At 71.0% G+C, this 16,967-nt stretch carries 17 protein-coding genes, 1 pseudogene and 1 riboswitch; of the genes and pseudogenes, 5 read left to right on the forward strand and 13 right to left on the reverse strand.

What is annotated here, in order from left to right:
* Positions 1–93 precede the first annotated feature (93 nt).
* Together ACIQ9P_RS13610 and def are read left to right on the forward strand one after the other, a co-directional pair.
* Positions 94–1,083 carry a tetratricopeptide repeat protein gene (locus ACIQ9P_RS13610; protein ID WP_402354534.1) on the forward strand — a complete coding sequence of 330 codons (990 nt, stop codon included), beginning with the start codon at positions 94–96 and terminating at the stop codon, positions 1,081–1,083.
* A gap of 42 nt (positions 1,084–1,125) precedes the next feature.
* On the forward strand, positions 1,126–1,764 hold the full coding sequence (def, locus tag ACIQ9P_RS13615) for a peptide deformylase (protein WP_402354536.1): 639 nt from the start codon (positions 1,126–1,128) through the stop codon (positions 1,762–1,764).
* Between the two features lie 77 nt (positions 1,765–1,841).
* Here def and ACIQ9P_RS13620 read toward each other — a convergent pair whose 3' ends face one another.
* The gene (locus ACIQ9P_RS13620) at positions 1,842–2,897 is read right to left on the reverse strand and encodes an XRE family transcriptional regulator (RefSeq protein WP_402354959.1); all 1,056 of its coding nucleotides are present in this window, start codon (positions 2,895–2,897) and stop codon (positions 1,842–1,844) included.
* 99 nt (positions 2,898–2,996) lie between these two features.
* Positions 2,997–3,122 (reverse strand): annotated as a pseudogene (locus ACIQ9P_RS13625) (helix-turn-helix domain-containing protein); the annotation flags it as partial.
* Positions 3,123–3,331: 209 nt separating this feature from the next.
* Between ACIQ9P_RS13625 and ACIQ9P_RS13630 the strand changes: the two are divergent.
* A complete protein-coding gene (locus ACIQ9P_RS13630) occupies positions 3,332–3,520 on the forward strand; it encodes a hypothetical protein (RefSeq protein WP_402354538.1) in 189 nt (62 codons plus the stop codon).
* 330 nt (positions 3,521–3,850) lie between these two features.
* Here ACIQ9P_RS13630 and ACIQ9P_RS13635 read toward each other — a convergent pair whose 3' ends face one another.
* From ACIQ9P_RS13635 to ACIQ9P_RS13645, 3 genes are all read right to left on the reverse strand, one after another.
* The gene (locus ACIQ9P_RS13635; RefSeq protein ID WP_402354540.1) at positions 3,851–3,982 is read right to left on the reverse strand and encodes a prevent-host-death family protein; all 132 of its coding nucleotides are present in this window, start codon (positions 3,980–3,982) and stop codon (positions 3,851–3,853) included.
* A gap of 94 nt (positions 3,983–4,076) precedes the next feature.
* Positions 4,077–4,319, reverse strand: coding sequence for a hypothetical protein (locus ACIQ9P_RS13640; protein WP_402354542.1), 243 nt, complete (start codon positions 4,317–4,319; stop codon positions 4,077–4,079).
* Positions 4,320–4,348: 29 nt separating this feature from the next.
* Positions 4,349–4,780, reverse strand: coding sequence for an ATP-binding protein (locus ACIQ9P_RS13645; RefSeq protein WP_402354544.1), 432 nt, complete (start codon positions 4,778–4,780; stop codon positions 4,349–4,351).
* Positions 4,781–5,014: 234 nt separating this feature from the next.
* Between ACIQ9P_RS13645 and ACIQ9P_RS13650 the strand changes: the two genes are divergently transcribed.
* Together ACIQ9P_RS13650 and ACIQ9P_RS13655 are read left to right on the forward strand one after the other, a co-directional pair.
* Positions 5,015–5,869: a helix-turn-helix domain-containing protein gene (locus tag ACIQ9P_RS13650; protein ID WP_402354546.1), complete on the forward strand. Its 855-nt coding sequence runs from the start codon at positions 5,015–5,017 to the stop codon at positions 5,867–5,869.
* Between the two features lie 29 nt (positions 5,870–5,898).
* Positions 5,899–6,108, forward strand: a complete 210-nt coding sequence (locus ACIQ9P_RS13655; protein WP_402354548.1) for a DUF397 domain-containing protein — start codon at positions 5,899–5,901, stop codon at positions 6,106–6,108.
* Between the two features lie 71 nt (positions 6,109–6,179).
* On the opposite strand, the gene ACIQ9P_RS13660 is transcribed toward ACIQ9P_RS13655, so the two are convergent.
* The 8 genes from ACIQ9P_RS13660 to ACIQ9P_RS13695 form a co-directional block, all read right to left on the reverse strand.
* Positions 6,180–7,196, reverse strand: a complete 1,017-nt coding sequence (locus ACIQ9P_RS13660) for a ribonucleotide-diphosphate reductase subunit beta (RefSeq protein ID WP_402354550.1) — start codon at positions 7,194–7,196, stop codon at positions 6,180–6,182.
* On the reverse strand, positions 7,196–9,616 hold the full coding sequence (locus ACIQ9P_RS13665; RefSeq protein WP_402354961.1) for a ribonucleoside-diphosphate reductase subunit alpha: 2,421 nt from the start codon (positions 9,614–9,616) through the stop codon (positions 7,196–7,198). Before ACIQ9P_RS13665 ends, ACIQ9P_RS13660 begins: the two co-directional genes overlap by 1 nt.
* Before the next feature lie 184 nt (positions 9,617–9,800).
* A riboswitch (cobalamin riboswitch) is annotated at positions 9,801–9,963 on the reverse strand.
* A gap of 61 nt (positions 9,964–10,024) precedes the next feature.
* Positions 10,025–11,272: a ricin-type beta-trefoil lectin domain protein gene (locus tag ACIQ9P_RS13670; protein WP_402354552.1), complete on the reverse strand. Its 1,248-nt coding sequence runs from the start codon at positions 11,270–11,272 to the stop codon at positions 10,025–10,027.
* A gap of 129 nt (positions 11,273–11,401) precedes the next feature.
* Positions 11,402–12,802 (reverse strand): glycoside hydrolase family 26 protein, encoded by a 1,401-nt coding sequence (locus ACIQ9P_RS13675; RefSeq protein ID WP_402354554.1) that lies wholly within the window; start codon positions 12,800–12,802, stop codon positions 11,402–11,404.
* The gene (locus tag ACIQ9P_RS13680; RefSeq protein ID WP_402354556.1) at positions 12,802–14,811 is read right to left on the reverse strand and encodes a glycosyltransferase family 2 protein; all 2,010 of its coding nucleotides are present in this window, start codon (positions 14,809–14,811) and stop codon (positions 12,802–12,804) included. Before ACIQ9P_RS13680 ends, ACIQ9P_RS13675 begins: the two co-directional genes overlap by 1 nt.
* A 199-nt stretch (positions 14,812–15,010) precedes the next feature.
* Positions 15,011–16,030 carry a DUF2510 domain-containing protein gene (locus ACIQ9P_RS13685; protein ID WP_402354558.1) on the reverse strand — a complete coding sequence of 340 codons (1,020 nt, stop codon included), beginning with the start codon at positions 16,028–16,030 and terminating at the stop codon, positions 15,011–15,013.
* A 97-nt stretch (positions 16,031–16,127) separates the two neighbouring features.
* Positions 16,128–16,622, reverse strand: a complete 495-nt coding sequence (locus ACIQ9P_RS13690) for a GNAT family N-acetyltransferase (protein WP_402354560.1) — start codon at positions 16,620–16,622, stop codon at positions 16,128–16,130.
* A complete protein-coding gene (locus ACIQ9P_RS13695; protein WP_402354562.1) occupies positions 16,565–16,936 on the reverse strand; it encodes a hypothetical protein in 372 nt (123 codons plus the stop codon). Before ACIQ9P_RS13695 ends, ACIQ9P_RS13690 begins: the two co-directional genes overlap by 58 nt.
* Positions 16,937–16,967 lie beyond the last annotated feature (31 nt).

The following is a 16,967-nucleotide window of genomic DNA, read 5'->3' on the forward strand; positions in this document are numbered from 1 at the left end:
GGTCGTAGCGTGGAAAACCGACCCGGGACACCGGGCCCGTGGCGCGGGAGCGGACACGGGACTTGAGAGCGGACGACGACGGCAGGGACCAACGTGAGGATCTTCCACCGGGCACGGCACCGGCCGTCTGCCACCTGGCGGCAGACGACCGACCGGGCATTCACGCTGATCGGCGACGGACGCTACGAGGACGCCGGCGCGCTGCTGGTCATGGCGGCCGACCTGGAGCCGTGGCTCTCGGACTCGTGGTTCAACCTGGCGCTGCTGCACAAGTTCCGCCGCGACTGGGAGCAGGCGCGGGCGGCCGGCCTGCGGGCGGTGGCGCTGCTCGACCGCGAGCAGGGCGCACCCGACTGGTGGAACCTCGGGATCACCGCGACCGCGCTCCAGGACTGGCCGCTGGCCCGCCGGTCCTGGCAGGCGTACGGGCTGAAGCTGCCCGGCGGCCCCGGAGCGCACGGGGACGGTCCGGTCAGTCTGGACCTGGGCACCACCCCGGTGCGGCTCTCCCCCGAGGGCGAGTCCGAGGTGGTGTGGGGCCGGCGGCTCGACCCGGCCCGGATCGAGGTGCTGTCGATCCCGTTGCCGTCCTCCGGCAGACGCTGGGGCGAGGTGGTGCTGCACGACGGCGCCCCGCACGGGGAACGGGTCACCGACGGGGTCGCGTACCCGGTGTTCGACGAGATCGAGTTGTGGGCGCCGTCGCCGGTGCCCACCTACGTGGTGCTGCTCCAGGCGGCGACCGAGGCGGACCGGGACGCGCTGGAGCGGCTGGTCGCGGACGCCGGCTACGCGGCCGAGGACTGGACGTCCTCGGTGCGGCTGCTGTGCCGGGCGTGCTCGGAGAGCCGGATGGCCACGGACGACGGCCACACCGCCCACCACGACCCGCACGACGACGGGGACGCCGCGCACCCCGGGCACCTGAGCCACCTCAGCCCCGGCGCGGGCGGGATGTCCTGGCTGGCCGAACGCGAGTGCGGGATCGCCGCACCCGCCCACCTGGTGCGGACCCTGCTGGACCGGTGGGCGGCGGCCGCCCCCGGGACCCGGGCGTACCGGGATCTCGAAGAGGTGTGCTGAGTACCCTGGAGAGGTACGCGTAGACCTATGGAAGCGGAAGACATGGCCGAGCAGCACGACCACGAGCACGAGCACGACGTGGAGGGGGCGGCGCCCGAGGCGCCCGCGAAGGTGGTCGGAGCGGAGCCGGACCTGACCAGGGGCACCGCGCGCCCGATCACGGTCTTCGGCAACCCGGTGCTGCACCGCGAGGTCAAGGACGTGACGGCGTTCGACGCCGAGCTGTCCGCGCTGATCGACGACATGTTCCAGTCGATGTACGCGGCGGAGGGCGTGGGCCTGGCCGCCAACCAGATCGGCGTCGACCTCAAGGTCTTCGTCTACGACTGCCCGGACGACGAGGGTGTGCGCCACATCGGGCACATGATCAACCCGGTGCTGGAGGAGTTCCCGAAGGACCGCCAGCGGGTCCTGGACGACGGCAACGAGGGCTGCTTGTCGGTGCCGACCGCCTACGCCGAGCTGCCGCGCCCCGAGTACGCCGCGGTGACCGGCCAGGACAAGGACGGCAACCCGATCCGGGTCGAGGGCACCGGCTTCTTCGCCCGCTGCCTCCAGCACGAGACCGACCACCTGTACGGCTTCCTCTACATCGACAAGCTGTCGAAGCGCGACCGCAAGGACGCGCTCAAGCAGATGGGCGAGGGCACGCCGCGCTACGCGACCGTCCCGAACAACTAGGGGCCGGAAGGTTGTTGGACGAAGGCCGGTGCGGGGAGCGATCCCGCACCGGCCTCCGTGTTGTCCGGGGCGCCTCGCTACTGCGGCGGCGCCCCGGTGCGCTCGGCGAACTCCCGTACGCCGGCCACCGTCACGGGCGCGTAGAGGAGTTCGGCCGTCAGCGCTCGCAGCGCCGGTCGGCGAAGCTCCTCCGGTGCCACCTGCTCGGTGAACCGCAGCGCTTCCAAGGTGCGTCGATGGTCGCCGAGGCGCTGCCACATACGGGCACAGTCCGTTCCGTACCTGGCTCGGCGTTCGACGGTCGGTAGTTGGCCCGGGACGATCCGCGCCGCGTACGGGACGGCCTCGTCGGGAGTGCCCAAGGCCGTGTGTACCCCGATCCAGTACAGATCTGCCTGTGCCGCAGTGGCATCGACTGTGAACAGTCGTTCTCGGGGCTGCGTGCTGGTTCCCGAGAGACGGGCCACGGCGTCCGCCGCACCAGTCATGAGGTCAAGGGCATCGCTGCGTCGCCGACCGCACGCGGCGGTGTATGCGGCTGTCATCAGGAGCGTCGCCCCTACGGCCCGGGACACGGTGTCCCTATTCTGCGCCAGCGAGCCGGCGGTGCGGCGCAGGAGATCGACTCCGGCGGCTGGTCTCCCTGCGCGCCGCATGGTGATTGCCAGCACCCGTGCTGCCTCACCCTCCACAACCGGGTCGCCGCTCGCCTGGGCCGCCGCCAGGGCGCGGTCTGCCGCAGGCCAGGCGACATCCGAATGCTGCTTGAGCGCCAACTCTGTCGCTAGGACCCACGCTCTGGCCACCTGTGCCTGGGCTTCCTCCCGGGACCGGCCGGACATGGCATCGCGCGTTGCCTGGGCCGTTCCCAGTAACCCGGGCAGGGCCTCGCCGAGGTCCTGGTACTGGGCTGCGGTGAACTGCGAATGGGCCTCGGCGAGGAACTGCCGGAGCTGTCGAAGCGAGATGGAAGCGCTGCTCTCGGGCTCGTACAGAGCCCGGACGATCTGGGTCGAGGAGTCTGGGCGGGTGGCAGCGGAAACAGATGATGGCATCATCGATGCTCCGGTCGCCGCCATGCCTGCCAGGAGCAACTGCCTGCGCCGCATCGCATCCTCCTGATCCAGAGTCATATCTGGCGCCAGGGTAGCGGGTCGGCCGACTCTGATCGCGTCGACGGGGATTCCGAGGGTGCGGGTCATCAGTAGGAGTGACTGCTCTGAGGGGCGAAGTGTTCCACCTTCGACCCGGCTGATCGCGGATGCCGAGTAACCGCAGGTTCGGCCGAGTTGGGCCTGGGTCATTCGTTGGGCACATCGGGCCGCCCTGATGATCGCCCCGATGTCGCGTGGGTTCATTGACACAGTGCTGCCCTTCGACTGCACGGAGTAGCCACGGTATCGGTCGATTCGCCGGTGACAGCAGGGGCGTGCATGGCGTGTGCGGGGCACGCACAGGGCGTGCGGGAACGCCGCGAAGCTCTCCACGGCCAGGGCCGTGCGGGGTTTCCTGGCACTGCCCCGGCCGGGCGCATCCCAGTATTGATCCTCACTCGGAGGAGTGCGTCATGAGCGAGATCCTGCTCGATCGGCCTGCTATCTCGATCCTGCCTCACCCCGGCCGGTTGCCCGGTAACCTGCTGGAGCGCGACTCGGAGGCGGGGGCCCGCGTTTGCCCGGTCTGCGGGTCGAGCGCCACCTACCAGACTTTGGAGGGCCGTTGGGGCTGCACGTCGTGCGGCTCCACCTGGTCCTGAGACGGCGAGGAGGGCCGGCGTTATGCCGATCTGCGCGGAGTGCCGGACAGCTGAAGCGGTCATCGAGGACCTGGATGCGGACCCGCCCCGGCCGTGGTGCGGTGAATGTGCGACCGCCCTGGTGACGGCGGGCGACCCCGTGCTCAACTACCGCGCTCTGGGTAGCGAAGCGCTTGCATACTCGCGCGCCCTGGCCGGGCGCAGCACGGCGGTCCTTCCGTTTGGGTGATTGAACCGATGTGCCCCGCCCGGCGGTCCGGGCGGGGCACATCAGGCTGGCTGTGTAATCGGGCAGGGCGACGACGGCAACGTCTCAGATGATTCGGTAGCTCACTCGCGCTCCAGGCCCAGGATGGAGCGGACATCCTCGTGCGGCACCTCGATCGCAGTTCCGGCAGCCTGGCGGGCCCGATAGCGGGCGAGCGCGACTTCGTCCTCCAGCTCGGGCAGTTCCTCACTCATGACAGAAGTGTGCACTTCACGGTGGTTCGGGGAGCGTGGTGACGCCGAACGTGGTGGCCGCTCCGCCCGGCGGGGCGCCGGGCGGAGCGGCGGTTCAGGGCAGGTGGGTGGTGGTGATGGTGATCGGGTGGGCGGTCCAGGTGGTCATCCCGCCGATGTAGAGGGTGGTGCGCCAGAGACCGCCCCGGGCCAGGCAGCGGGCGACGCCCTCGCCGCTGCCCGGGCCGATGCAGATCCTGATGAAGTCCCGGTGGGCCTCACGTACGGGGAGTACGCGGACGCGCTCCCAGAGGACGGGCAGCGCGTGGTCGAGGCTCGGGAAGTCGGCGGTCAGCATGACACCCGAGATCCCGGCCCGGACGGGACTCACGCCGCGGCCGCGTCGGGGGAGAGGTGGCACCAGACGAACTTCCCGATGCCGCCGACGCGGGGGCAGCAGCCCCACTGGGTCGCCAACTCCTGGATGAGGAGCAGTCCTCGGCCGCTCTCGTCGGTGCTGGTGGCGGCGCGGAGCGAGGGCTTCTCGCTGTCGGCGTCGTGGACCTCGATGCGGAGGGTGTCGTCCGGGTTGAGGAGGAAGCGGACGAAGATCAGGCGCCCGCGCGGGGCGCGGGCGTGCTGGACGGCGTTGGTGACGAGTTCGCTGACGAGCAACTCGCCGATGGGGAGCAGGGGTTCGCCGGCGGGGTGGGGGAGGAGGAACTCGCGGAGCTCCCGGCGGGCGGCCCGGGGGGACTTCTGGTGCCGGGGCAGCCAGCAGGTCTGCTCGCTGGGGGAGGGGGAGTGGGATTCAGGCATGGCGGAGCCACCTCCGGAGGGTGCGGGGTGAAGACGGCTGAAGAAGGCATGGGGATGCCCGGGTGGCAAGCTCGCCATGATCACTCTGTGTGGCGCAGCTCACTACTGCAGGTAGCATGCACCTGTGCTGATGCAACCTGCAAGCAGAATGGCTGCAACGATGCAGATCTCGCTACGCTGGATTGACGAATCGTCACAAGGCAGACTGGTGCCCGCCAGTGAGAGGACTTGCGCATGGCTGACGAAATGAGGCCGACGGTCCGCGCCCGCCGACTCGGATCGGAGCTTCGCCGTCTGCGCGAAGCTGTCGGCAAGGGAACTGACGACGCGGCGCAGGCCCTTGCCTGTTCCCGCGCCAAGATCAGCCGCATAGAGACAGGGGCATCCGGCGTTCGCCGACTGGACCTCGGGATCCTGCTGGACCTGTACGGGGTGGCGGGGCGAGAGCGCGAGGCGCTTGAGAAGTTGTCCCGCGAGAGCAAGAAGCGTGGCTGGTGGCACGATTACGGCGATACGGTCCCGCCGGCCTATGCGGACTTCTTGGGGCTCGAAGGGGACGCCCGGTACATTCGCACCTGGCAGTCCATGGTCGTGCCAGGCTTGTTGCAGACCGAGCACTACGCCCGCGCAGTGCTGGAGGCCAATCCGGCCGCCGTCCGTCCGGAGCGCATCGAGCAGCTTGTCGAGATTCGGATGGAGCGGAAGGACGTTCTCTCCAGGGCGGACCCGGCCAGATTCTCGGCGATCATCTGGGAACCGGCGCTCAGGTGTCCCGTCGGAGGCAGGGATGTCCAACGAACACAGTTGGAACACCTCGCTGCGGTTGCCCAGCTTCCGAACATCACCTTGCAGGTTGTTCCGATGGAGGTCGGCGCCACGGCCGGCGCGTGCGGCGCATTCGTGATGTTCGGGTTCACCGACTCCCCGAATCCGGGGGCAGTTTTCCTGGAGACGTTGACGAGCAGCCACTACATGGAGCAGCAGGCAGAGCTGGACGGCTATGGACTGGTCTTCGAGTACCTCCGGTCATCAGCCCTGAACCCCGCGAACTCGCTGGATATGATCTCCGCAATCGCGACGGAGATGTGAGCACGAGACCAGACAGAGGTGTGAGCGCAATGACCGTACCGGAAGCCGCTGTTCACAATTGGTACAAGAGCAGCTACAGCGCCCAGGCGAACGATTGCGTGGAGGTTCAGCATCCAGCACTCAGCGGAATGGCAGTCCGTGACTCGAAGGACCCGGGCGGGCCGGCGCTGATGTTCGGGGCCGACGCCTGGTCCTCGTTCCTCGCTGGGGTCAAGGGCGGGGAGTTTCCGACCGGCTGACACAACAGAGGTGCCCCGCCCGGCTTCGCGCCGGGCGGGGCACCTCTCTGTCTGTCTCTCTTCTTCTACTTCTAGAAGTCGTCGTCGAAGGCGACCGAGCCTTCAACTGCGACCTGGTACGCCGACACCCGGCGCTCGAAGAAGTTGGTCAGCTCCTGGACGTTCTGGAGCTCCATGAAGCCGAACGGGTTGGTCGATCCGTACCGGATCGGCATCCCCAGTCGCGCGAGACGCTGGTCGGCCACGGCCTCCAGGTACTCCCGCATCGACGCGGTGTTCATGCCGGGCAGACCCTCGCCGCACAGGTCCTGGGCGAACTGGAGCTCGGCCTCGACGGCCTCCTCCAGCATCTCCGTGACCTGCTGCGCCATCTTCTCGTCGAAGAGGTCCGGCTCCTCCTCGCGCACGGTGTCGACCACCGACATCGCGAAGTCCATGTGCATGGACTCGTCGCGGAACACCCAGTTGGTGCCGGTCGCGAGACCGTGCAGCAGGCCCCGGCTCCGGAACCAGTACACGTACGCGAACGCGCCGTAGAAGAACAGACCCTCCACGCACGCCGCGAAGCAGATCAGGTTCAGCAGGAAGGCCCGCCGGTCGTCCTTGGTCTGCAGCGAGTCGATGTGGTCGACCGCGTTCATGTACTTGAAGCAGAACTGCGCCTTCTGGTGGATGGAGGGGATGTTCTCCACCGCGGCGAAGGCCGCGTTGCGGTCCTCCGGGTCCGGAAGGTAGGTGTCCAGCAGCGTCAGGTAGAACTGGACGTGCACGGCCTCCTCGAACAGCTGACGGCTCAGGTAGAGCCGCGCCTCCGGGGAGTTGATGTGCTTGTACAGGCTCAGCACCACGTTGTTGGAGACGATCGAGTCACCGGTCGCGAAGAACGCCACCAGCCGGCCGATCATGTGCCGCTCGCCCTCACTCAGCTTCGCCAGGTCGGCGACGTCCGAGTGCAGGTCCACCTCCTCCACCGTCCAGGTGTTCTTGATGGCGTCGCGGTACCGGTCGTAGAACGACGGGTAGCGCATCGGGCGCAGGGTCAGCTCGAACCCGGGGTCGAGCAGCATCTTCTCGCGGTCGTCGGACATTACTGGCACGCCTCGCAGGACTCGGGGTTCTCCAGGGAGCAGGCCAGCGCGGCCTCCTCCTCCGGGGTGAGGGTCGGGGTACCGACCGGGATGGTGTCGGCCGGCACCGGCGCGGCGGCGCGGGCGGCACCCGACGCGGCCTGGGCGATCCGGGTGGCCGGGCGCGAGCGCAGGTAGTAGGTGGTCTTCAGACCGACCTTCCACGCGTAGGCGTACATCGAGCTGAGCTTGCCGATGGTCGGCGCGGCCATGAACAGGTTCAGCGACTGGCTCTGGTCGATGTACGGCATCCGGGCGGCGGCCAGGTCGATCAGGGCGCGCTGCGGCAGCTCCCAGGCGGTGCGGTACAGCGAACGCACCTCGGCCGGCAGCCAGCCGAGCTCCTGCACCGAGCCGTTGGCGTCGCGCAGCGAGTCGCGGGTCTGCTGGTCCCAGACGCCGAGCTCCTTGAGGTCACGCACCAGGTACGGGTTGACCTGGAGGAACTCACCGCTCAGGGTCTCGCGCTTGAACAGGTTGGACACCTGCGGCTCGATGCACTCGTAGACGCCGGCGATGGACGCGATGGTCGCGGTCGGCGCGATGGCGAGCAGCAGCGAGTTGCGCAGACCGGTGGTGGCGACGCGGGTGCGCAGCGCGGCCCAGCGGTCGGCCCACTCGGGCGCGGCGGTCGGGAAGTGGTCGATGTGCAGCTCGCCGCGGGCGGCGCGGGTCTCCTCGTACGCCTCGTGCCGGCCCAGCTGCTCGGCCAGGTCGGCGGAGCGCTCGTAGGCGGTGAGCATGATGCGCTCGGAGATGAGGGTGGACAGGGTCTTCGCCTCGGCGGAGTCGAAGTCGATCCGCAGCTGGAAGAAGACGTCCTGGAGGCCCATCACGCCGAGGCCGACCGGGCGCCAGCGGTTGTTGGAGGCGCCGGCCTCGGGGGTCGGGTAGAAGTTGATGTCCACCACGCGGTCGAGGAAGGTGACGGCGGTGCGGACGGTCGCGTCCAGCCGGTCCCAGTCCATCGCGTTCAGCAGGTCGGCGGCGGTGGCACCGGCGGCGACGTGGGCGCCGAGGTTGACCGAGCCGAGGTTGCAGACCGCGGTCTCGGAGTCGTCGGTGACCTCCAGGATCTCGGTGCAGAGGTTGGAGCTGTGCACCGTGCGGCCCGGCAGCGCGGTCTGGTTGGCGGCGCGGTTGGAGGCGTCCTTGAAGGTCATCCAGCCGTTGCCGGTCTGCGCGAGGGTGCGCATCATCCGGGCGTAGAGGGTCTGCGCGGGGATGGTGCGGACGGCCTTGCCGGCCAGCTCGGCCTTCAGGTACGCCTCGTCGAACTCGGCGCCCCACAGGTCGACCAGCTCGGGGACGTCGGCGGGGGAGAAGAGCGACCAGTCGGCGTTGGCGTTGACCCGGCGCATGAACTCGTCCGGGATCCAGTGCGCCAGGTTCAGGTTGTGGGTCCGGCGCGCCTCCTCGCCGGTGTTGTCGCGCAGCTCCAGGAACTCCTCGATGTCCGCGTGCCAGGTCTCCAGGTAGACGCAGGCCGCGCCCTTGCGGCGACCGCCCTGGTTGACGGCGGCGACCGAGGAGTCGAGGGTGCGCAGGAACGGCACGATGCCGTTGGACTTGCCGTTGGTGCCGCGGATCAGCGAGCCGCGGGAGCGGATCCGGGAGTAGGACAGGCCGATGCCGCCGGCGTGCTTGGACAGCCGGGCGATCTGCGCGTAGCGGGAGTAGATCGAGTCCAGGTTGTCCAGCGGCGAGTCCAGCAGGTAGCAGCTGGACATCTGCGGGTGCCGGGTGCCGGAGTTGAAGAGGGTCGGCGAGGAGGTCAGGTACTCCAGCCGGCTCATCAGGCGGTACAGCTCGGCGACCTCGCGGACCGACTGCTCGGTGTCACCGACCGCCAGGCCACAGGCGACGCGGAGCAGGAAGTGCTGGGGGGTCTCGACGACCTTGCGGGTGATCGGGTGGCGCAGCAGGTAGCGGCTCTGGACGGTGCGCAGGCCGAAGTACTCGAACCGGTCGTCGCCCTTGGCGTCGATCAGCGCGTCCAGGGTGGCGGTGTGCTTGGCGACGAAGGCGGCGGTGGTGTCACCGATCAGGCCCTCGGCGTGGCCGACGGCGATCGAGGTGGAGAACGAGACCACGCCCTGGGTCGCCGCCTCGTCGACGATCTCCAGCGCGAGCAGCCGGGCCGCGAGCTTGGAGTACTGGGGGTCCTCGGCGATCATCGACGCGGCGGCGTCGACGGCGAGTCCGCGCAGCTCGGCGAAGTCGGAGCCGGCGTGGCGGCCGCGGAGCGCGGCGGCGGCGACATGACCGGGGTCCACCTGGGGGAGGTCGGCGCTGCGGTCGGTGAGAAGCCGCAGGAGCGAACCGCCGGGGTCGGCGACCGTCGGGTCGACGGGGACGGAGCTGGAACCCTGGGCGGGCAGGACGACTGAGGCAGCGGTGGTCAAGGCGCTTCTCTCCTGGCGGCGGTCGAAGTCGGTGGATCGGGGACCGGGCCGTCCGGGGCAGGGGAGTACGCCGCGCGGACCCGTGGGCGCCGCGCGCGATTCGTCCCCGGCCCGCCCGCGAGGCCCGGAAATGGTGCTGGTGCGCATGGCCTCTGCGGGGAGGCGCCGGCACGCCGTCGGCAGGTACTCGGACTCGCGGGCCTCCTGGGGAGGCGGCCGCACACCGCTGCGGGGCAGTCCCGGATTCACACCGGGTTCCCCTGCTTCGACAGCAGGAGTGAGCATACATCTAGTGGCGCTCGTCCGACGAAGCCCCACATGTAGTGTCGCGAGGCTGCGTGTCGCGGGTCGGGTGCGATAGGCTGCGGGGGCTTTCGGCGCCCCTCAGACCGGCTCGTGCCACTCCTGGGCGGGCTTGGCGGCGCACAGCCGCATCCGCACCTGCGAGCCGGTTCCGGTGCCCGTGGGGCCGGTCGCCGGGTTCTCCAGGCACTTCCCGGAGTCCTCGTTCTGCAGCTGCCCGCCGTCGGTGGCGCGCCATTTCTGGTCGGGTCTGCGGGAGCAGCCGGTGAGGACCGGGAACCCGATGTCCGGGTCCTCCAGACAGCGTCCGGACTGGCCGACCGAGCCGTCCTCGCCCATGGTCCAGCTCTGCGCCGGGGAGCCGTCGCAGGTCGCGGCGCCGACCGCGGCCGGGTCGCCGGCCACCCGGCTGTCCAGGCAGTAGCCGGGCACCGCGGAGGTGACCGCGCCGCTGGGGCGGCCCGCGGCGACCTCGAACGAGAACGTGTCGGTGCCGAGGCCCGCGCCGCCCTCCCAGATCTCGAAGCCGGCCTGGACGGCGCACAGGAACGAGCCGGCCGGGACGTAGCCGCGCTGGACCGCGTCGCGGGTGAAGGCGCGCAGGTCGAGGCCGGTGACGACGTTGGTGGCGGAGGCCGCCTCGTAGGTGATCAGGGTGTGGCTGCTCTTCTTCGGCGCCTCGTACACCCGGTAGGACTGGCCGCCGCTGCGCAGCTCGCCGGACTGCTTGCCGAACGGCGAGGTGCCGTTGCCGCGCAGCCAGATCATCACTTCGGCGCTCTCGGTGAACGAGCAGCTGCCTCGGGCGGTGCTGTACCAGAGGTCGTAGGAGGCGTTCCAGACGCCGCCGTCCACCTGGGTGGTGCGCCAGGTGCTGGTCGCGTACCGCAGGTTGTCGACGGCGATCGGCAGCGGGCTGACGCCGTCGCCGCCGAGCGGGGTGCTGATGTGGGGGTAGGCGCCGGGGCCGCGGGCCGGGTCGGTGAGGTTGCCGCGGGCGACGGCGCTGCGGGTGACGGTGAAGGCGGTGCTGTCGTTGCCGCCGCGTACGCACAGGCCGCCGGTGGCGTTCCACTCGTTGGGGTTGATGACGTAGTGCCCGGAGTCCACCGGCTGCGAGGGGTAGCGGTTCTGCGCGCTGGAGCACAGCTCGCCCGGTTCGGCCGAGCTCAGCGGCGGCGGGGGCGGGGCGACGGCGGCGGTCGAGGGGGCGCTCTCGCGCGGGATCAGCACGGCGCACAGGCAGAGCACCAGGAGGGCGGTGGGCGCGATCCACCACCAGGCGCGCGGCCGGGGACGCCCGGGGCCGGGCAGGAACGGGCGGACCATGCTCTTCGCCTCCCATCGGGGTACTGGTGTTCGGTGTGCGGGCCTGCCGGTGACCCGGCGGCCTCCTGCGGCCTCCCGCGGGCGGGCGGTCCCGCGGTCCCGGCGTGGGCCGGCGGCCGGTCGGTCGGGCTATCCGGCCGACGGCGAACTGCGCGGCTTGGTGCTGGTCGGCTTCCGGGTCGGGGCGGTCGTCCCGGTCGGCCGGGTGCCGGTCGGCCTGGCGCTCGGCGGGGGCGTCGCCGGGGCCGAGGGCGTGGCGGCGGGCGGTGTGGCCGGTGGGACGGGCGGCGGCACGGTGAGCAGCGGCTGCGAGCGCACGGTCCACTGCCCGGCGTACCGGGGCGCGGAGACCCCGGCGGCGTACGCGGCGGCGGAGGCGGCGGAGGCGGTGACCCGCCAGTCGACCTCCTTGACGGCCTCGTACCAGATCAGGCCGATGATGTCCGGGTGCCGGGGCAGCTGCTCGAACATCTCGGTGATCCAGCGGGCCTTCTGGCCGGAACTGTCGGTGGCGGCGGTCTCGGTGATCACCACGGGCTTGGGGCTGAACGTCCGCAGCTTCTTCAGCGTCGGTTCGAAGATCTGCTCGAAGGAGGCGTACTTCTCCAGGCCGACGGTGCCGTAGTAACCGGACAGGCCGATCCAGTCGACGTAGTCGTCACCGGGGTAGAGCGAGTCCAGCGGGGTGGCGTTCTCGTAGTCGATGTTCGGGCTCCACACCCAGACCACCTTGTCGGCGCCGGCCTGCCGGAAGAGGTCGTGGACGTGCTTCCACGCCTGCACGTACTGGCCGCGGCGGTTGCCGTTGGCCTGCTCGGCCCACGGGTACCAGTAGCCGTTCATCTCGTGGGCGAAGCGCAGGGCGACCGGGTAGCCGAGGCTCTTGACGCCCTCCGCCCACTGCTTGATGTAGGAGTCGAACTCCCCGCCGATGATCCGGCTCAGCGCGTAGTCGGGCTGTTCGCCGCGGAGCTTGTCGACCTTGGACTCCTTGTGGAAGTCCCAGGGCTCCCAGGCCACCATCGGCATGATGCCGCGCTCGGCCACGGTGTCGAAGACCCGGCGGTCGAACCGCTTGTCCCACCAGCCGACGGAGAACTCCAGCACGTTCGGCCGGTGCTTCACGGCGGTGGCGAACTCCTCGACCGGGTCGAGGTCGTAGGGGCCGGCCTTGGTCATGAGGCCCATGAAGGCGCCGCCGGGCGCCGGGAACGGGGCCGGGGCCGCTTCGGCGGGGGCCGGAGCGGGGCTGCCCGTGGTCTCGCCGCCGGTCGGGGCGGGCGTCGGGGCGGGAGTGTCACCGGGTGCGTCGGCGGGGGTGGTGGCGCCGGCGGGAGTGGTGGCGGCCGGGGCCGGCGCGGCCAGGGCGGCGACCAGCCAGTCCGGCATCGCGGTCGGCGCCGTGCCGGCGAAGACGTACGGCGCGGGCGCGTTGCGGGCGTTGTACTGGGGTGCCAGTACGAAGGCGTAGGTGGCCAGCAGCGCGAGCGCGAGCAGGCCGACGATCCGGGGCACGGTGATCCGCAGCATCAGCGGCCGCCCTTCCGGCCGCCGCCGGCCGGGGCCGGCTCCAGCAGTTCCGCGAGTTCCCGCTCGGGGCCCGTCCCGGGACCGCCCGCGGCTGTGCCGTCCTGGTCCGGGCCGGTGGCCCCGGGCTCGCTCCGGTCCAGGTCCTCGGCTTCGTCGGCGCCCTCGTCGTCGTCCGGACGGCGTTGGGCGGGCAGTCCGATGCCGGCCCGGCGCTCGGCCCGGGCGATCCGGCGCGCGCTGACGAAGGAGATGACCGGCGGCGCGATGCCGGTGAACATGCTGAGGCCGGCCCAGAACCGCAGCAGCCAGATGCCGTGGTGCAGGGTGAAACTCGCGGCCAGCAGCCCGGCCGCGACGGTGGCCCAGAGCAGGTGCAGCCGGAAGGTCGACAGCTTCTCGGCGCTGCGCAGGTCGCCCTTGGCGGTCACCGCGTAGGCCAGCGGGCGGCGCAGCAGCGCGGCGATCGCGGCCGCGAGGTACACCGGTCCGGCGAACAGGGCCAGGCCCATGCCGGCCATGCCGATCTCGCGCCGCTCGTGGGCGGCCAGGTTGAAGCGCCGCAGCCAGAGCCAGAGCAGGAACCAGCTGCCCATGCTGGCGCCCCAGAGCGAGCTCCAGAGCACGGTGTCGAGCTGGATCGAGGTGATCCCGCAGGCCAGGTAGACGGCGGTGGCGAGGCTGCCGAGGACGGTGGTCACGGCCACGCTCGGGTAGTAGAACTGGACCAGCCCGTAGAGCACCCGCTGCCGCGTCCGCAGCCGGATGCCCTTGCGCAGCCGGGTCTTGAGCAGGATCTCCCAGATGCCGAACGCCCAGCGCTTCTGCTGGTTGAAGTAGTCGGTCCAGGAGGTCGGGCCCTCGCCCACGGCCAGGACGTCGGGGGTGTAGACGCCCTTCCAGCGGCGTCCGGTGGCCGGGTTCTCGGTGGCCTGCACCCGCATGCTGGTCAGGTGGTCCTCGATGATCGAGTCCTGGTAGCCGCCGATCTGCTGCCAGGCGGCGGGTCGGTACAGGTGGTTGGTGCCGATCAGCAGCGGGGCGTCCATGCCGTTGCCGCCGCGCTCGACCAGGCCGGAGAAGAGGTACTGCTGCACGGAGGCGCCGTGCGCGACCCAGTTGTCGTACATGTTCCCGTACACCTGGGGGGCGACCACGAAGGCGGTGTCGGGGTCGCGGAAGTAACCGAGGGTGCGTTCCAGGAAGCAGGTCAGCGGCACGTGGTCCGGGTCCATCTGGGCCACCACGTCGTACTTGTGCTCGTGCTCGGCCCGCCAGGAGTTGTGGTTGCCGGACTTGGTTCTCGCCCGGAACTCGCCCTCGGTCCGGTTGTACTCGGGGCGGCCCTTGCGGCTGAAGTGGTGCACGCCGAGCCGGGCGGCCATCGCCTTCACCCGGTCGTCGTCGCCCTCGTCGAGGATCCAGACGTCGACCTCGCCGTCGTACTCGATCTCCAGCATCGCCGCGAGGGTCTGCTCGACGATCTCGATCGGCTCCTTGGACGGCACGATCGTGGTGAGGACGGCGACCTTGAGGCCGGGCCGGGCGGTGACGGGTATCGGGTCCTTGGCGCGGAAGGCGAACACCCAGACCGCGAGGTTCTGGACGAGCCGCACCAGTTCGACGGTGACCACGGCGCAGAAGCAGATCCGGGCGAGGTTGATCCGCCAGTCCGGGGACCAGCCGACGCCCGGCCCGGGTATGTGCGAGGGCAGCAGCAGCCAGCCGACGAACACCAGGCCGGCCACCGCGTTCAGGGCGACCAGCAGGGTCAGGACGACCTTGACGCCGAGTGAGGAGACGGCGCGGTAGCGGACGGTGTCGACGCCCTCGCCGTCCCGCAGGGGGCCGGTGGCCTCGGCGCAGGCCAGGTAGTTCCGCCGCGCCGAGGCGTTGCGGGACTGGCTGCGGGTCGCGCGCCGCTCGTGCGGGGCCTCGGGGAGGAGTCTGCTGTGGCGTCCTCTTCCGCGCCGGCCGCCGGTGGGCGTCGTCCGTTCGTCGGTGGCGTCCACCAGCCCAATCCCCCGTTGTGGGCCGCCTCGTGACTCCGGGGCGGCTGTGGTTGTCCTCGTCCTGGCCGGTGCTTCGTGGTGCCCGCCGTGTGGGCGGCGGGCTCCGGTGGCCGCTAGTGAGCATAAGGGCACCCCCCGGTGACGGGTCACCGGGGGGCGGGGAGAACGTACGGAATCTGTTCGTCCGGATGATTCCGGATCAGGGGGTGATCTTCACCGAGTTGGCTATCTGGTCCATCAGCGTCAGCGCCGGGGCCTCGGTGGCCTGGTCGAGGCAGATCTGCAGCACCGGCACGGTGGTGGCGCCGGCGGCCGGGGTGACCTCCAGGACGCCGCAGTAGGCGTCGGGGGTCGAGGAGCCGCTGGACATCGGCACGTGCCAGAGCGCCAAGTAGCCGTCCATGCCCTGGATCTTGACGGCGGACTGCTTCAGCGGCTCGGGCGGCGTGGGCGCGTCGGAGCCGAAGCGGGTGTTGTACAGCAGCTGTCCCATGCCGAGGACCATGGACTTCGGGTCGGCCCAGCCGCCGTTGAAGACCCGGAGGTTCTGGACCACCAGACCCCGGGTGCAGGCGCCGGTGCCGTGGCCGACGCAGGCGTACGGGGAGACCGCGTAGCGCACGTCGGTGGGGTTCTTGGCGTCGCTCTGGACCTGCCAGTCGGCCGGCAGCTGGAAGTTCATCCTCGACTCCTGGCCGGTCACCGGCTTCCCGCCGGGGAAGTCCTGGCCGCCGGTCAGGGTGGCGCCCATGAAGCCGTTGGGGCTCTTGGGGTCGGCGGTGGTGGTCGCGGTGCCGCCGGCCTTCGGGGTGGCGGTGGTCGCCTTGTCGGCGCTCCGGTTGCCGACGACGTAGCCGGCACCGGCCATGACCACGGAGAGCAGGACGGCGCCGATGGCCAGCAGCACCTTGCGGCGGCCGGTGTTGGGCTCGACGGTCTCGAACACGACGGAGGTCGGCGTGAACGGCGGCTTCGGCGCGGCCGGTCCGGCGGCGGGCGCGATCACCGTGGGCGTCGCGGCGACGGAGGGAGCGGGACCGAACGCGCCCGGCGTGCCCTGACCGGCGGCGCCGCCGGTCCCGGAACCCACCGTCGCGGCGTCGGCCGCCGACTTCGGGCGGGTGCGGCCGCTCCACGCGGAACCGTCCCACCAGCGTTCCGTACTGGGCTGGCCGGAAGGATCGTCGTACCAGCCAGCCGGCGTGTTCCCCGTCGTCATGCGGCGGATCCTAGCAGCGCCCAAATCCGATCGTCATACCCGATGGTGGATCGCAACCCCGGCCGCGGAAGTCGGCCGGTCGGCGCCGGACGGCCACTCAGAAGACCATGCTGTAGACCATCAGATCGACACCCGGCACCGGGGACCAGTCCCGCTCCGGGGCGCGGCCGAAGCCGACCCGCTCGTAGATCCGGTGGGCGGTGGTCATCTCCCGCTGGGTGGAGAACGCCATGCCGGCCAGACCGAGTTCGCGGCTGCGGGCGAGCGCGGCACGCACCAGGGCCTCGCCGACGCCGCGCCCGCGGGCGGCCGCCGCGGTGGCCAGCATCCGGATCTCGCCCTCCTCGGGGGTGGCGATGTCCGCCCAGGTCGTGCCGCCGACGGCGAAGGTGACGCAGCCGAGCACGGTGCCGGCGGCCGTGTCGACCGCGACCAGGAGTTCGGCCTCCGCCGCCCGCCGGGCCGTGTCGCGCAGCCGGTGGACGTAGTCGCTGCCGGGGGCGGTGAAGCCGCCGTCGACGAAGGCGTCGACGGTTATGCGGCCGGCTTCCTCGAACTCCTCGGATCGGGCCGGGCGGATGACGATGTCCATCCGACCAGTCTGCCGGAGCCGCCGGGGAGGGCGGTGAGCGGGGGTCCGGCTTCGGCGCCGGTGGGGGAGGTGACGGCGACGGGAGCGGTGGCGGTGGCGGGGTCGGCGGACGGGCGGAGCGAGGCGGCGGGCATGGTGCCGTGGAGCCGGTCGGGCAGGGCGGGGTCGACGGGATAGCCGCCCTGACGGTGCCAGTTGTCGCGTCCGGTGGCCTTCTGCGCGGCCACCTCGCGTCCGATCAGGGCGCCGAGCAGGCCGAATCCGCCGACCGTCCCGAGCAGGGCGAGTGCGCTGGCGAGCGTGTCGGAATCCATGTCTCCACTCTGCCGTCGGCGTCGGCGCCGG

Origin of the sequence: Kitasatospora sp. NPDC094019 (assembly GCF_044764505.1) — a bacterium.
In the GTDB taxonomy this organism is placed as follows: Bacteria; Actinomycetota; Actinomycetes; order Streptomycetales; family Streptomycetaceae; genus Kitasatospora.